The sequence below is a fragment of the Curtobacterium sp. PsM8 genome (assembly GCF_030433875.1).
GTDB lineage: Bacteria > Actinomycetota > Actinomycetes > Actinomycetales > Microbacteriaceae > Curtobacterium.
In genome coordinates, this window is the sequence record NZ_JARUXD010000075.1 from 1 (window position 1) to 15,228 (window position 15,228).

General features: G+C 72.4%; 15 protein-coding genes. 10 read left to right on the top strand and 5 right to left on the bottom strand.

What is annotated here, in order from left to right:
* Window positions 1-48: 48 nt before the first annotated feature.
* Both QCD68_RS14620 and QCD68_RS14625 read right to left on the bottom strand, forming a co-directional pair.
* On the bottom strand, window positions 49-2,259 hold the full coding sequence (locus QCD68_RS14620) for an NADP-dependent isocitrate dehydrogenase (RefSeq protein WP_301223544.1): 2,211 nt from the start codon (window positions 2,257-2,259) through the stop codon (window positions 49-51).
* A 152-nt stretch (window positions 2,260-2,411) separates the two neighbouring features.
* Entirely contained in the window at window positions 2,412-2,900 is a 489-nt protein-coding gene (locus QCD68_RS14625) for a hypothetical protein (RefSeq protein WP_301223545.1), read from the bottom strand.
* Between the two features lie 147 nt (window positions 2,901-3,047).
* Between QCD68_RS14625 and QCD68_RS14630 the strand changes: the two genes are divergently transcribed.
* The 4 genes from QCD68_RS14630 (at window position 3,048) to QCD68_RS14645 (ending at window position 6,535) form a co-directional block, all read left to right on the top strand.
* Window positions 3,048-4,007 (top strand): M23 family metallopeptidase, encoded by a 960-nt coding sequence (locus tag QCD68_RS14630; RefSeq protein WP_301223546.1) that lies wholly within the window; start codon window positions 3,048-3,050, stop codon window positions 4,005-4,007.
* A gap of 130 nt (window positions 4,008-4,137) precedes the next feature.
* Complete coding sequence (locus QCD68_RS14635; RefSeq protein ID WP_221851274.1) at window positions 4,138-5,046, top strand: helix-turn-helix transcriptional regulator; 909 nt, start codon at window positions 4,138-4,140, stop codon at window positions 5,044-5,046.
* A gap of 93 nt (window positions 5,047-5,139) precedes the next feature.
* A complete protein-coding gene (locus QCD68_RS14640) occupies window positions 5,140-5,889 on the top strand; it encodes a class I SAM-dependent methyltransferase (RefSeq protein ID WP_301223547.1) in 750 nt (249 codons plus the stop codon).
* 166 nt (window positions 5,890-6,055) lie between these two features.
* A complete protein-coding gene (locus QCD68_RS14645; RefSeq protein ID WP_301223548.1) occupies window positions 6,056-6,535 on the top strand; it encodes an FBP domain-containing protein in 480 nt (159 codons plus the stop codon).
* Between the two features lie 133 nt (window positions 6,536-6,668).
* Here QCD68_RS14645 and QCD68_RS14650 read toward each other — a convergent pair whose 3' ends face one another.
* Window positions 6,669-7,655, bottom strand: coding sequence for an aldo/keto reductase (locus QCD68_RS14650; RefSeq protein WP_301223549.1), 987 nt, complete (start codon window positions 7,653-7,655; stop codon window positions 6,669-6,671).
* A 182-nt stretch (window positions 7,656-7,837) separates the two neighbouring features.
* Window positions 7,838-8,248 (bottom strand): hypothetical protein, encoded by a 411-nt coding sequence (locus tag QCD68_RS14655; RefSeq protein WP_111074077.1) that lies wholly within the window; start codon window positions 8,246-8,248, stop codon window positions 7,838-7,840.
* 103 nt (window positions 8,249-8,351) lie between these two features.
* Between QCD68_RS14655 and QCD68_RS14660 the strand changes: the two genes are divergently transcribed.
* From QCD68_RS14660 to QCD68_RS14685, 6 genes are all read left to right on the top strand, one after another.
* Window positions 8,352-8,888, top strand: coding sequence for a thioesterase family protein (locus tag QCD68_RS14660; protein ID WP_301223550.1), 537 nt, complete (start codon window positions 8,352-8,354; stop codon window positions 8,886-8,888).
* Window positions 8,885-9,511 carry a YdeI/OmpD-associated family protein gene (locus QCD68_RS14665; protein ID WP_221851331.1) on the top strand — a complete coding sequence of 209 codons (627 nt, stop codon included), beginning with the start codon at window positions 8,885-8,887 and terminating at the stop codon, window positions 9,509-9,511. The genes QCD68_RS14660 and QCD68_RS14665 overlap by 4 nt, the downstream gene beginning before the upstream one ends.
* Before the next feature lie 9 nt (window positions 9,512-9,520).
* A complete protein-coding gene (locus QCD68_RS14670) occupies window positions 9,521-10,402 on the top strand; it encodes an aldo/keto reductase (RefSeq protein WP_221851285.1) in 882 nt (293 codons plus the stop codon).
* 159 nt (window positions 10,403-10,561) lie between these two features.
* On the top strand, window positions 10,562-11,164 hold the full coding sequence (locus QCD68_RS14675) for a PadR family transcriptional regulator (RefSeq protein ID WP_111074080.1): 603 nt from the start codon (window positions 10,562-10,564) through the stop codon (window positions 11,162-11,164).
* Complete coding sequence (locus QCD68_RS14680) at window positions 11,161-11,892, top strand: ABC transporter ATP-binding protein (protein WP_253465547.1); 732 nt, start codon at window positions 11,161-11,163, stop codon at window positions 11,890-11,892. The genes QCD68_RS14675 and QCD68_RS14680 overlap by 4 nt, the downstream gene beginning before the upstream one ends.
* Window positions 11,889-14,702: an FtsX-like permease family protein gene (locus QCD68_RS14685; protein WP_301223551.1), complete on the top strand. Its 2,814-nt coding sequence runs from the start codon at window positions 11,889-11,891 to the stop codon at window positions 14,700-14,702. Before QCD68_RS14680 ends, QCD68_RS14685 begins: the two co-directional genes overlap by 4 nt.
* An 81-nt stretch (window positions 14,703-14,783) precedes the next feature.
* Here QCD68_RS14685 and QCD68_RS14690 read toward each other — a convergent pair whose 3' ends face one another.
* Complete coding sequence (locus QCD68_RS14690) at window positions 14,784-15,068, bottom strand: hypothetical protein (protein ID WP_111074083.1); 285 nt, start codon at window positions 15,066-15,068, stop codon at window positions 14,784-14,786.
* Window positions 15,069-15,228: the final 160 nt, after the last annotated feature.

Below are 15,228 nucleotides of genomic sequence, written 5' to 3' on the forward strand. Positions count from 1 at the left end.
GCCCGGTGCCAGCTGGCACCGGGCCTCCCGTCCGTCGTGTGGTCGCGCCTACAGGTTTGCGAGCGCCGCGTTCAGCGTCGCCGACGGACGCATGACCGCACTGGTCTTGGCGTCGTCGGGCCGGTAGTAGCCACCGATGTCCGCCGGGTGACCCTGCACCGCGACGAGTTCCTCGACGATGGTGTCCTCGTGCTCGGCGAGGGTGGTCGCGAGGCCCTGGAACGCCGCGGCGAGCTCGGTGTCCTGGGTCTGCGCGGCGAGCTCTTCCGCCCAGTACTTCGCCAGGTAGAAGTGGCTGCCGCGGTTGTCGATCGAGCCGAGCTTGCGACCCGGGGACTTGTCCTCGTCGAGGAAGGTGCCGGTCGCGCGGTCGAGCGTGTCCGCCAGGACCTTCGCCCGGGCGTTGCCGGTGACGCCGGCCAGGTGCTCGAGGCTGACCGCGAGGGCCAGGAACTCGCCCAGGCTGTCCCAGCGCAGGTAGTTCTGCTGCACGAGCTGCTGGACGTGCTTCGGTGCGGAGCCGCCGGCACCGGTCTCGAACAGGCCGCCACCGCCGAGGAGCGGGACGACGGAGAGCATCTTCGCCGAGGTGCCGAGCTCCATGATCGGGAACAGGTCGGTCAGGTAGTCGCGCAGGACGTTGCCGGTGACGGAGATGGTGTCCTCGCCACGGCGGATCCGGTCGAGGGAGAAGCGCATGGCGTCCTCCGGCGACAGGATCTCGATCTGCAGGCCGTCGGTGTCGTGCTCCTGCAGGTACGTGCGGACCAGGCCGATCAGGACCGCGTCGTGGGCGCGGGTCTCGTCGAGCCAGAACACGGCGGGGGAACCGGTGGCGCGGGCGCGGGTGACGGCGAGCTTCACCCAGTCGCGGATCGCGATGTCCTTGGTCTGGCAGGCACGCCAGATGTCGCCCTGCTCGACGTCGTGCTCGAGGACGGTCTCGCCGGCGGCGTTCGTGACGCGGACGACGCCGTCGCCCGGCAGCTCGAAGGTCTTGTCGTGCGAGCCGTACTCCTCGGCCTTGAGCGCCATGAGTCCGACGTTCGGCACCGAGCCCATGGTCGCCGGGTCGAAGGCGCCGTGGGCACGGCAGTCCTCGATGACGGCCTGGTAGATGCCGGCGTAGCTGGAGTCCGGGATGACCGCGACGGTGTCGTGCTCGTCGCCGTCCGGGCCCCACATGTGGCCGGAGGTGCGGATCATCGCGGGCATCGAGGCGTCCACGATGACGTCGCTCGGGACGTGCAGGTTCGTGATGCCCTTGTCGGAGTCGACCATGGCGAGGTCGGGGCCGGCGTCGATGCCGTCCTGGAACGCCCGCTTGATCTCGGCGCCGTTCGGCAGCGCGTCGAGGCCGGCGTAGATCGAGCCCAGGCCGTCGTTCGGGGTGAGCCCGGCGGCGGCGAGGTCGGCGCCGTACCGCGCGAACACGTCGGGGAAGAACGCCCGGATGACGTGCCCGAAGATGATCGGGTCCGAGACCTTCATCATCGTGGCCTTGAGGTGGACCGAGAACAGCAGGTCCTCGTCCGCGGCGCGCTGGATCTGCTTCTGCAGGAACTGCTCGAGCGCGGCGACGTGCAGCACGGTGCCGTCCACGACCTCGCCGGAGACGACGGGGATCGACTGCTTGAGCACCTGCTCGCTGCCGTCCTGCCCGACGAAGGTGATCGTCAGGGTGTCGTCGGCCGGGGCGACCCAGGACTTCTCGTTGGAGCGGAAGTCGTCGACGCCCATCGTGACGACGTTCGTCTTCGAGTCCGAGCTCCACTTGCCCATGCGGTGCGGGTGCTTGCGGGCGTAGTTCTTCACCGACAGGGGGGCACGACGGTCCGAGTTGCCTTCGCGCAGCACCGGGTTGACGGCACTGCCCTTGACGCGGTCGTAGCGGGCGCGGGCGTCGCGCTCGTCGTCGGTGGTCGGCTCGTCGGGGTAGTCCGGCAGGTCGTAGCCCTGCGACTGCAGTTCGGCGATGGCGACCTTGAGCTGCGGGATCGAGGCCGAGATGTTCGGCAGCTTGATGATGTTCGCCTCGGGCGTCCCGGCGAGCTCGCCGAGTTCGGCCAGGGCGTCGTCCAGGCGCTGCTCAGCACTGAGCCGCTCCGGGAACAGGGCGATGATGCGGCCCGACAGCGAGATGTCGCGGGTCTCGACCTCGACGCCCGCGGTCTTCGCGAAGGACGCGATGACGGGCAGGAAGGAGTGGGTGGCGAGGAACGGGGCCTCGTCGGTGAGCGTGTAGATGATCTTGGCCATGCTGGCGGGTACTCCCTTGTTCGCGCGGTCCGTGCCCCCCACGCTACTCGCGGCGTGAGATGTCTCGACATCAAGATACCCGTCCTGTGGAGGAGCGCCAGTGATCCCCGGACCTGTGGAGGAAGCGACCAGCCGTGTCCGCCGCGGAACGCTCAGACCGTCAGGCGGAACACCCGGAGCCCGGCCGCCCGCAGACCGGCCGTCCCGAGCCGGGTGCGCAGGTTCCGGAAGGGCCGACGGAACCCCGACCAGGCCCTCGCCGCACCGAGCTGGTGCAGGACCTCGGCGGTCAGGGCGCGCTCGAGCTTCGGGGCCAGTCGGGTCGCCCGTGACACGGTGATCACGATGCGCACCGCACCCGGCCGGAGCAGGGGTTCGAGGAGCTCGGCGGCTTCCTGCGCGCGGTGGAACGCGGGGTCCTCGCCGGGCCGGCGGATCGCGATGACCGCGAGCTCCGCATCAGCGGTCTCGTGCAGCTCCGGCACGTCGTCGACACCGACCACGCGCATCCGCGCTGCATCGACTCCGGCACGGACGGCAGCGGCCCGCAGGATCGGGAGCAGGTCCTGGGTACCGGCCAGCACGACCACCGCCGACCGCAGGTCGATGGGTTCGTGCCGCTCCCGCGGCGATCGGGCCATGAGGGGTCCTCTCCGTCGCTTCCCTCGACACTACTGATCCACAGCCGGGAGGCCCGGATCCCGTCGATCTGCGCACCCCCGACCGCAGTCGGCCGGGGAACGAGGGGCTGTACAACCGGACAGGTTCGTGCAGAATGGGCTCCGGCCATGACTCTCCCTGACGCAGACCACCCCCGCAGCACGCCCGTCGTGCACCTGACGCGTCGTGCTGCCCTGGCGGCGGAGCGGTCTGCCCTGGCGGCGGAGCGTGCCGAGCAGGCCGCCGCGACGAAGCCCCGCATACGGGCACCGCGACCGGCACCCGAGCGCGCGCCGGCCGCCGCGCACGCCGACACCCGCATCCGCCGGGTCCCCCGCCGCGCGGTCGCCGTCGCCAGCAAGACGGCCGCCAACCCCGCCACCCCGGTGAACCGCGGCCGCGGAGCCCGCGCCAGCCGGCTCACCCTGACGAGCGCCGCCGCCGCACTCGCGATGTTCGGCGCCGCCGCGATGCCCGCGCACGCCAGCACCGGCACCTCCGCCGCCATCGCGACCCTCGCCCCGGCCGTCAGCACCCAGGACTTCGCCGTCACCCAGGTGGCGCTGCCGAGCACCTCGCGCGACGGCTTCACGGTCGGCGGCGGTGTCGCCTCGACGGGCGTCGGTGCCGTGGCGGCGGGGGAGACGGTCACGTACGGCGGCGACGTCCGCTCGCCGTTCCCGGGCCCGGTGCGGATGAGCTCCGGCTTCGGGTACCGCGCCGCTCCGTGTGGCGCCTGCTCGTCCCTGCACCAGGGGCTCGACTTCAACCCGGGCATGGGCGCTCCGATCGGCGCCGTCGCCGCGGGCACCGTGCGGGTGTCCGGGATCTACTTCTCGTACGGCGAGACCGTGATCATCGACCACGAGGTTGACGGCCGGAAGGTCTCGACCCTGTACGGCCACATGATCCCCGGCTCGTCGCCGCTCAAGGTCGGCGACCGCGTCGAGCCCGGCCAGTTCATCGGCAGCGTCGGGTCCTCCGGGGTCTCGACCGGGGCGCACCTGCACCTCGAGGTCCTCATGGACGGCACGCTGCCGATCGACCCGGCCGCCTGGCTCGCCGCGCACACCGGCCGCGCCCTCTAGTCGGAGCGCATCCGGCAGCGCCGTGCCGGCGGAACCCGACGACGGACGGGAGGCGCGCCTCCGGACCGGTGCCGAGCCTCCCGTCCGACGCCAGCAGCCGGGCACACCGGCGGGCACGTAGCCTGGGGACATGGGTATCGACGTCCGCAACGAGATCCGCGACTTCCTGTCCAGCCGACGAGCCCGGCTCACCCCGGACCAGGCGGGCATGCCGTCGTTCGGCGGCGGCACCCGGCGCGTCCCCGGACTCCGTCGGCACGAGGTCGCGATGCTCGCGGGCGTCAGCGTCGACTACTACACGCGACTCGAACGCGGCACCCTCAAGGGCGTCTCGGAGGGCGTCCTCGACGGCCTGGCCAACGCCCTGCAGCTCGACGAGGCGGAGCGCGCGCACCTCGCGGACCTCGCACACCTGGCGAACGCAGGGGTGAAGACCACCCACCGTCCGGTGCCGACGTCGGTGCGTCCCGCGGTGCAGCGTCTGCTCGACGCCATCACCGGTGCCCCGGCGTGGGTGCGCAACGAGCGGCTCGACATCGTCGCCGCGAACACCCTCGGCCACGCGCTCTACGCACCGGTGTTCGCCGGTGCCGGGCGCCCGGTCAACACCGCGCGCTTCGCGTTCCTCGACCCCGCCGCCCGCGACTTCTTCCCCCGCTGGGAGCAGACCGCCCGCGATGCGGTGGCCGTCCTCCGCACCACGGCGGCCTCGAACCCGTGCGAACCGGGCCTGATGACGCTGGTCAGCGAGCTCTCGGCGAAGAGCGAGGAATTCCGCACCTGGTGGGCCGAGCACGACGTGCACGTGCACCGCTCGGGCCGGAAGCACCTGCACCACCCGATCGTCGGCGAGCTCGAGTTGACGTTCGAGGCGCTCGAACTGGTCGCCGACCCCGGGCTGACGGTGTTCACCTACGGCGCCGACGCCGGGTCGGAGTCCGAACGGTCCCTGTCGCTCCTCGGCACCTGGGCCGCCACCGAGTTGGCGGAGCAGCGGGCCGCCGTGCGGTCGACGGAGTCGGTCGACCAGGTCGACTGAGGCGGACCCCGGACCGAACGCGCGCCCGGCCCGGAGCCGGAGCCGACGGCAGCAGTCCGGTTGCCGCCGACCTGCCCGCCGTAGGCTGACGACGTGACGAGGACTGCGGACGGACCGGCTGGCGACGCCGAGCACGGCGGGGCCGACGGCGGCCCGAGCCCGTCCCGCCACCGTCGACCGGAACCGGTCTTCGAACGGGCGATCCGGGTGGCGCTCGGGCAGGCCCGCACGGTCCTGCACGTCACCGCAGGCCCCGGGGGCGTCCCGTACGAACCGCGCGACCGGGACGTCACCGTCGTCGACCCGACCGCCGAGGCCCTGCCGTTCGCCGACGACTCCTTCGACGCCACCTCGTCGGCCTTCTCGCTGCCCGAGTGGCCCGAGTGGCCCGAGTGGTCGGACCTCGAACGGGGTCTCGCCGAGGTCCGACGGGTCACCCGCGGCCCGGTCGTCCTGCTCACCCGCGACCCGGCCCGCATCCCAGACCACTGGCTCGCCACCTACGCGCCCGAGGTCCTGGCCCGTGACGCCCGACGCTGGCCGCCGCTCGACCACATCGCCGATGCCCTGGGCGGCGAGGTCACGACGACCCGCGTGCCCATCCCCTTCACGTGTGTCGACGGGTTCTCCGAGGCGTACTACGCCCGTCCGGAGCGCCTGCTCGACGCCGCTGCCCGCCGAGCCGACCCCGCCTGGGCGGCCGTCGACGAGATGACCGCGGCCCGGTCGGTCGCCGCCCTCCGCACCGCGCTCGAGGACGGCTCGTGGGACGCCCGGTACGGCCGACTCCGCGTGCAGCCGTCGTACGAGGGCTCGCTGGTGCTCGTCGTCGCGCAGCCGTAGGGTGCTGGTGTGAGCAACCGTTCCGAGGAGGTCGTCGGCGCCTGCGCCGGCATCAGGGCCTGACGTCCCCGCCGTGTCGTCTGACACGGCGTCATCGTCGACCCTCTGAACGAACCGCACCCGTGACGCAGACTGCTGCGCCGGTGCCAGAACGACAGGCTCACCCATGCTCCCGATCACCGTCGAGGCCCTCCGCGCCTCCTTCGTCAACGCCTCCCGCCGCGAGGTCACCGAGATGACCGTCCCCGACCTCGAGGCCGTCCGCTGGGACGACCTCACCTTCCTGGGGTGGCGTGACCCGAAGACCCCGCGCCGCGCCTACGCGGTCATCCCGACCCTGGACGGCGAGCTGATCGGCGTCGTGTTCCGGCAGGCCGAGGCCTCGCCACGCTCCCGCGCCCAGTGCTCGTGGTGCCAGGACGTGAAGCTGCCCAACGACGTCGTCTTCTACAGCGCCAAGCGCTCCGGCCCGGCGGGTCGGAAGGGCGACACTGTCGGCACGCTGGTCTGCCAGGACTTCCAGTGTTCGCGGAACGTCCGGAAGACCCCGCCGCCGGCGTACGAGGGGTACGACGTCGAGGGCGCCCGCCTCCAGCGGATGGACGACCTGCAGTTGCGGGTCGCGGCGTTCGCGGCTGAGGTCTGACGCGACTCGACGACGGACGGGCGCGCCCCGCTCAGCGGCAACGCGAAGCGTTGCGCGGGGCGCGCCGACCGAGCCTGCGAGGGAGGAGTGCCAGCTGGCACCGTGCCTCCCGTCCGTCAGGTGGTGGCGTCGGTCAGCGACCGATGCTCGACATGTCGGGGTAGCGGTCCCCGGTCGGCAGCGGCAGCGCCGAGAGGCGCTCGACCTGGTCGGACGTGAGGGTGAGGTCGGCCGCGCCGACGTTCTCCTCGAGCCGCGAGACGCGCTTCGTGCCCGGGATCGGGACGACGTCGTCGCCCTGGGCCAGGAGCCACGCGAGCGCGACCTGGGCGGGGGTGCCGCCGACCTCGTCCGCGATGCCCTTCACGGCGTCGACGATCTTCATGTTCGCCGCGAAGGCCTCCTCCTGGAAGCGCGGGTTGGCGGAGCGGAAGTCGTCGGCGTCCAGGTCGGACGGCTTCGTGATGGCGCCCGTGAGGAACCCACGGCCGAGCGGCGAGTACGGCACGAGACCGATCCCGAGCTCGCGCAGCGTGTCGAGGACGTCGCCCTCGGGGTCGCGGGTCCACAGCGAGTACTCGCTCTGCAGCGCGGTGATCGGGTGCACGGCGTGGGCCTTGCGGATCGTCGCGGCACTCGCCTCGGACAGACCGATGTGGCGGATCTTGCCCTCCTGCACGAAGCCGGCGAGCTGCCCGATGACGTCCTCGATCGGCACGGCCGGGTCGACGCGGTGCTGGTAGTAGAGGTCGATGTGGTCGGTGCCGAGGCGGCGGAGCGACCCTTCGAGGGCGGTGCGCACGGAGTGCGGGGCCGAGGTCAACCCGCGTTCCTGGCTCGGCGTCTCCTCGTCGGCCTCGTGCTTGTACAGGCCGAACTTCGTGGCGATGACGACCTCGTCGCGGCGGCCCTTGAGGGCTTCGGCGAGGAGTTCCTCGTTCGTGTACGGGCCGTACGCCTCGGCGGTGTCGAACAGCGTGACGCCGAGGTCGATGGCGCGGTGGATGGTGCGGATGGACTCGGCGTCGTCGGAGCCGGCGCCCGAGTAGAAGGCGCTCATGCCCATGGTGCCGAGGCCGATCGCGCCGACCTGGAGGTCGGCGAGCGTGCGTGTCTGCATGCGTGGTCCTTTCGTCTGCTGTCCCGGTCTACTCGCCCTGGCAGCGTCGGAGGGAGGCACTGACCGTGCCCGCCTGGTGGGAATGCCCGAGGCCGTCATCGGTCGGGGCCGCCACGGACGACGACGGACCCGGTCCACGCGGGTGCGCGGTGCCGGGTCCGTCGAGTGGTGCGAGCTGGTGGTCAGCGCTTGCGGAAGTACGCGTTCGAGCTGGGGAGGAACATCAGCACGGCGGCGATGATGACGACGATGACGCCGATCGTGCCGACGATGTTGAACGCGGCTGCGATGCCGAGCACCTGCAGGATCGCGAGGACGAGCAGCACGATGCGGGCCCAGTTGCGGCCGTCGCGCATCTTGAAGACGATGAAGAGCTGGACGAGCGCGATGATGATCGCGAACACGGCACCGATGGTGACGGCTGCTCCGATCGCGGCGCCCTGACCCTCGGCCTGCGCCTGGACCTGCGGCGACGAACCAGCACCGATGAAGCCGAGCACACCGCGGATGATCCCGAGGACCACCGTGACCAGCCAGAGGATGAACGAGACGGTGACGGGTGTCGGACGACCGGTGGCGGAGTTGGTGCTCATCGGAGGGTTCCCTTCGTGGCTCGGTGAGCCGGTTGACAGCAGTGAACCTGAACGTAGTCTTCGAAACGGCTGATGTCCGTTCTCCGCGTGGTCGGATCGTGCCGTGAACCTGACCTTCCGGCTCCTGCTGCTCACCCTGCGCGTGCGCCTGTCGCCGCGCCGCCGGCTGTCGCTCTGGGACGAGTCGCGGACCCCGTTCCGCGTGACGCTCACCGACCTGGACCCGCTCCGGCACGTCAACAACGGCAAGTACCTGTCCCTCCTCGACCTCGGCCGCCTCGAGCTGCTGCTCCGCTCCGGCGCGTGGCGGACGTACGCCGAGCGCGGCTGGTACTCCGTGGTGTCCGCGCAGACGATCACCTACAAGCGGTCGTTGACGCTGGGGCAACGTTTCGAGCTGCGGTCGCGAGTGCTCGGGGTGGACGAGCGCGCCGTGTACCTGGAGCAGACGTTCGTCCGCCGCGGGGACGTCGTGGCGCGTGCGGTGGTGCAGGCCCGGTTCCTGCGACGGACGGGAGGCTCGGTGTCGCCCGACGAGCTGCTCGCGGCGACCGGCGGGTCACCTCGTGACCTGACCCTGCCGGCCTGGGTGTCGGCGTGGGCCGCGTCCGTCCGGATCAGCAGCGACGACCGGGGCTGAGCGTGGCCGCCGAGATCGAGCCGTTCGTCGTCGCCGACGCCGCTGCCTGGCGTGCCTGGTTGGACGGGCACGAGGAGCTGTCCGACGGGGTGTGGCTGGTCCTCGCGAAGAAGGGCACGACGAGTCCGACGAGCCTGACGTACGCGCAGGCCCTCGACGAGGCGCTCTGCTCCGGCTGGATCGACGGGTCGAAGCGCGGCCTCGACGACGCCACGTTCCTCCAGCGGTTCACGCCGCGACGGAAGGCGTCGCTGTGGTCGCAGCGGAACGTCGGGCTGGTCGCGGCGCTGGTCGAGGCCGGACGGATGCGTCCACGCGGTCAGGCGGAGATCGACCGGGCGAAGTCCGACGGCCGGTGGGACCGGGCGTACGCGGGTGCCGCGACCGCAGAGGTGCCGGCGGACCTCCGGTCGGCGCTCGACGCCGTACCCACGGCAGCTGCGCTGTTCGCCGACCTCGACGCGACGAACCGGTACGCGGTCGTGCACCGGGTGGTGACCGCCCCGAGCCCGACTGCGCGGGCGAACCGGGTCGCGAAGCTGGTCGGGATGCTCGAGCGTGGAGAGACGCCGTACCCCCGTCCCCGGGTGGACCCTCAGGACCGTGGTGCCGGGCAGGCGTAGACCGGGTGCATGACCACTGGCACTGACACCACGAACCGTCCGGCCGCTTCGTCCGGCACCTTCCGCATCGGCGGGGACCTCGAGGTCAACCGCCTCGGCTACGGCACCATGCAGCTCACCGGCCCCGGCGTGTGGGGACCGCCGAAGGACCACGACGAGGCGATCCGCGTCCTCAAGCGCGCCGTCGAGCTCGGCGTGAACTTCTTCGACACCGCCGACTCGTACGGCCCCTACGTCGCCGAGGAGCTCCTCAAGGAGGCCCTGCACCCCTACGGCGACGACGTCGTCATCGCGACGAAGGCCGGCCTGACCCGCACCGGCCCGAACGAGTGGCCGCCGGTCGGCCGCCCGGAGTACCTGCGCCAGGAGGCCGAGATGAGCCTCCGCCGTCTGGGTCTGGAGCGCATCGACCTGTTCCAGCTGCACCGCATCGACCCGAAGGTCCCGCTGGAGGACCAGATCGGTGAGCTCAAGAAGCTGCAGGACGAGGGCAAGATCCGCCACATCGGCCTGTCCGAGGTCTCCGTCGACGACGTGAAGGCCGCGCAGGAGATCGCCACGATCGTCTCCGTGCAGAACCTCTACAACCTCACCGACCGCTCGGCCGAGGAGCTCCTCGACTGGTCGGAGCAGCAGGGCATCGGGTTCATCCCGTGGTTCCCGCTCGCGACCGGTGGGCTGACGGGTGCGGACTCGCCGCTGACCGAGCTGGCGAAGCAGAAGGACGCCACCCCGGCGCAGGTCGCGCTGGCCTGGCTGCTCAAGCGCTCCCCCGTCATGCTCCCGATCCCCGGCACCTCGAGCGTCGACCACCTCGAGGACAACCTGCAGGGCGCGACGATCGAGCTCTCCGACGACGAGTTCCAGGAGCTGTCGAAGCTGCACAGCTGACGCACCGACTGCATGACGGGAGGCTCCTCACCGGTCCGGTGGGGAGCCTCCCGTCCGTCGTCCGGATGATGTTCGCGCCGTCAGCTTGCCGACCCATACCGAGTATGTGCATACTCGGTATGCCCGCGGAGAAGTGCTCCGCCGGGTCGAGGGGGAACGATGAGCGTTCGCATGGGCGTACTCGCACTGCTGGTGGCCGAGCCGGGCTACGGCTACCAGCTCCGGGGGGAGTTCGAGCACCGCACGGGGGGCAGCTGGCCGCTGAACATCGGCCAGGTCTACACAACGCTCGACCGGTTGGAGCGCGACGGCCTCGTGGCCCGCGGCGACGCCGACGACGACGGACACGTCGTCTACACGGCGACCGACGCGGGACGCGAGGCGGTCGACCGGTGGTTCAGCGAACCGGTGCCCGCCAAGCGCGGCCGCGACGAGTTGGCGATCAAGTTCGCCATCGCGGTGACCGTGCCCGGCGTGGACGTGCAGCGCCTCGTGCAGGTGCAGCGGACGGCGGCGGTCCGGGCACTGCAGGACCTGACCCGACTCAAGCGCACCACGGACCCCGAGACGGAGCTGGCGTGGTCGCTCGTCCTCGAGTCGATGGTGTTCCAGGCCGAGTCCGAGGTGCGGTGGCTCGACCACGTCGAATCGAGCGTCGCGCGGTACCGACCCGCTCCCCGGGCGAGCGCCGACACCCCGGACGACGAGGACGTGTACGGCAGCGAGCCCACCGGCCGCCGCGGCACGGGTGTCGTCCGATGAGCACGACCGCGCTCCTCGAACTCGACGCCGTCGCCGTGCAGTACGGCAGCGGCGCGCAGGCCGTGACCGCCCTGGCCGGTGTCGACCTGACGATCCGTCCCGGTGAGATGGTCGCCGTGATGGGCACCTCCGGCTCCGGGAAGTCGACGCTGCTGTCGGTCGCCGGCACCCTGATGCCCCCGACGAGCGGCGAGGTCCGCATCGACGGCGAATGGGTGTCCGACCGCCCGGCCCGCGAACTGGCAGCCCTGCGGCGACGCGTGCTCGGGTTCGTGTTCCAGGACTTCAACCTCATCCCCTCGCTGACCGCGGTCGAGAACGTGGCGCTGCCGCTCGAGCTCGACGGCTGGCGCACCGGACGTGCACGGAAGGCGGCGGAGCTGGCGCTCGAGAGCGTCGAACTCGGCCACCGGCTGGACGCCTGGCCGGACGACCTCTCGGGCGGGCAGCGACAGCGGGTCGCCATCGCCCGCGGGGTCGTCGGCGACCGCAAGCTCGTCCTCGCCGACGAGCCGACCGGGGCCCTCGACTCGCAGACCGGCGAGGTCGTGCTCCGCATGCTCCGCCGACACGTCGACTCCGGTGCCGGTGCACTGCTCGTCACGCACGACGCCCGGCACGCGGCGTGGGCGGACCGGATCGTGTTCCTCCGCGACGGCCGCATCGTCGACGAGACCGTGTACGCCGGCGTCGAGCTTGCCCTGACCGACGCGCAGGACCGCCCGTGAGCGAGCGGCCCCGTCGGGACACGCACCGCCCGACGATCCGCAGTCGCACCCCGTTCGCCGTCCGGCCGGCACTGCTGCTGGCCCGACGTCTGGCGTTCGCCCGACCCGGGCGGGCCGTGCTCGTCGCGGCGCTCATCGGGCTGCCGATCGCCGGCCTGGCCGCGGGTGGGGTGCTCATCGCGTCGACCACGCCGAGCACCCAGGACCGGTTGGACGTCGAACTCGGGCAGTCCGCGGCGATGCTCGAGGCGAACGGCCCCGACCTCGCCGGCATGCGGCAGGACCCGGTCGACCGGTACACCTCGACCATCGCCAAGAAGAGCCCGCTGCAGCGGTACTACGACCGACCGGACACCTCCGACGCCGACGCCAGCGCCTTCCCGACGCCGGACCTGCTCGGCTCCGTACCCGACGGGGCGGCGTCGATCCCGGTCCGGCAGAGCACCGCGGTCGTCAGCGGCCCGAAGGTCCCCGTCACGGTCAACGCCGTCGAGGGGCAGACCTGGGCCGGCGCACTGCAGGGGCACTGGCAGCACCTCGAGGGCAGCGTCCCGGAGTCTGGAGACCAGGTCCTCGTCACCCCGGCGACCCTCGACCGGTTGCACATCGCGATCGGCCAGACCCTGCAGCTCGACGACCCCGTCCAGCGACAGGTCACCGTCGTCGGGACGCTCCGCGACCTGGGCATGCCGAACTCGAACCTCGCGGTCTTCGGGGAGTGGGGGTCGCTCGGGCTCGCAGACGACGGCACCACGCAGGTGTTCCTGCCCGACCGCAGCATCACCTGGCCGGAGATCCAGCGGTACAACGACCACGGCATCGTCGTCGAGTCGCGGGCCGTCGTGCTCCACCCGCCGTTCCCGAGCGCGAGCTCTCGCGGCTCGGGGTCCCTCATCAGCTACGGGTACGTGGGGCTCGCCGGGGTGTTCGCGCTCTTCGAGGTCGGGCTGCTCGCCGCGGCCGCGTTCCTGGTCAGCTCCCGCGCCGACACCCGCACCCACGCCGTGCTCGCCAGCGTCGGCGGGGACCGGCGCTTCCTGTTCACGGTGGTGTCCTCGTCCGGGCTCGTGCTCGGTGCGGTCGGGGCGGCCGTCGGAACCGCGCTCGGCATCGTCGGTGGCGTCGTCGCGTTCCACCTGCTCGACTCGGGCGACCGGTTGCAGTACCCCGGCGTGCACCTGCCCTGGCTGGTGCTGCTCGTCGTGCTGGTCTTGGGCATCCTGGCCGGCTGGGCCGCGTCGCTCGTCGCCGCCCGGAGCGCCAGCCGGGTCGACGTCGACAGTGCCCTCCGTGGAGCCACCCGTCCCGCCCCGGTCTCCCGGCGGCGCTGGGCAGCGGCGGCCGGACCGGTGCTCACGGTCGTCGGCATCGCGATGACCCTGGTGTGCGGTGTCGTCGTCCTCGCGCTCAACGCCCGCCCCGTGCAGGAGGACCACCTGGCCCTCATCGTCGGTGCCGGCGTCGCCCTCGGACCCTGCCTGGCACAGCTCGGCATCGTCCTGGCCGCCCGGCGGCTGCTCGGCGCGGTCGCCCGGGTCGGCGAGCGGTTCGGCCTGCCCGCTCGGATCGCCGTCCGGGACGCCGTCCGCAACCCGGTCCGGACCGTGCCGGTGCTGGCGAGCGTGATGAGCGTCGTGTTCGTCGCCACCGTCGTCCTGACCTTCACGGCGTCGCAGTCGGCCCAGAGCAACGAGCAGTACACGTTCCGGACCGCGATGGGCGTCGGTACGGCCTCGGTGACCGACACCGACGGGGCAGCGGATGCCGACCTCACCGCGCGGGCGGTGCGCGTCGTGCGACAGGTCGTCCCGGAGGCGCACGTCCGCGTGCTCGGGGCGAGCATCGAGAACCGCTCGGACGACCAACCGATCACCCTGCCCGTCGACGTCCACCGGCCCGACTGCGCGAGCGGCGACAGCGGACCCTGCTCGGCCTGGCTGGCGGGGCCGGACAGCAGCAGCCCGCACGTCCTGACGGGCAGCGCCGACGACCTCGGCGTGCTGATCGGGCACCGGCCGTCTCGAGCAGCGCGCGCCGCCCTCGAGCGCGGCGACGCGGTGGCGGTCCGGAGCGAGTTCGTCGAGGACGGCGCCGTCCGCTTCGACACCCGGAAGGCCTCGCAGTTCGCGATGTACGGGGAGAAGCCGACCGGCGAACCCCTGCGCACCACCACCGTGCCGGCCGTCGTCGAGCACACTGACGAGCCGCTGCAGATCGCCGTGTTCCTCACCCCGCAGGGTGCCGCACGGCACGGCCTGGAGACCGCGCCGAACTACCTGGTCGGCAGCTTCCCCGACGGCATGTCGACGGAACGCGCGGACACCCTCGCCGCCACCTGGCAGGCCGCCGCCGGGCAGCAGGCCGACACCTGGTACCCGTCGTTCACCGTCGAGGCCGGGCCACAGGACCCGTTCCGTCCGATCGCCCTGGTCGTCGTCCTGCTCGCCGGCATCGTCACGCTCGGGGCCACGACGGTCGCGATCGGGTTGGCCCGCGCCGACGGTCGCCGGGACGACGAGGTGCTGGACGCGATCGGCGCCTCCCCCGGGGTGCGTCGTCGGGTCTCCACCTGGCAGGCCGCGGTGCTCACCCTGGTCGGCTCGCTGGTCGGGGTCGCGCTCGGGGTCCTGCCGCTCCGTGCGCTCACGCTGCGGTTCACGCCGACGCCGCTCGGGGTCTCGCACCTGCCGTTCGCGCCGGACCCGACCTCGCTCGTCGTGCTCGCGATCGGGCTGCCGCTCCTGGTCACCGCCGGGGTGTGGGCCGTGGCCGGGCGTCGGCGGCGGGTCGCGGTGCGCCGTACGGCCTGACCGGCGGACGGTCTGACCGGCGGACGGGAGGTGCGGTGCCAGCGGGAACCGTGCCTCCCGTCCGTGTGTGGCCGCGGACCGCTACTCGGTCAGCCGGACGAGCAGTGGCAGGAAGAGCCCGGCGAGCCAGGAGAGCACGAGCACCGAGGCACCGACCGCCAGGAGGCGGCGGCGACTGCGCTGCTTCGGGCTCTCCGCGATGCCCCAGACGCCGGCGCGGACGAGCAGGCGGTTCGCTTCGCCGACGAGGCGGCGGACCTCCGGGTCCTCCATGTCGAGGTCACCGTTCTCGGCGTGCTCGGCGATGGCGGTGGCCTCGTCGACCGTCAGCGCGGTGTCGCCCGTCGCACGGTCCCTGCGTCGCATGCGCCCACGGTAGCCCGCGGGTGCCCGGAGGGCCACCGGCGGCGGCCGCGGGGCGGCGCGCGGCGCGCTCGGGCTGCGCACAACGGAAACCGGCTCGAACCCCGGGCTGGCGGGGGTGGGGCCGGGTGGTGGTGGGTGGGGGCCGCGCGCGGCCGCGGGC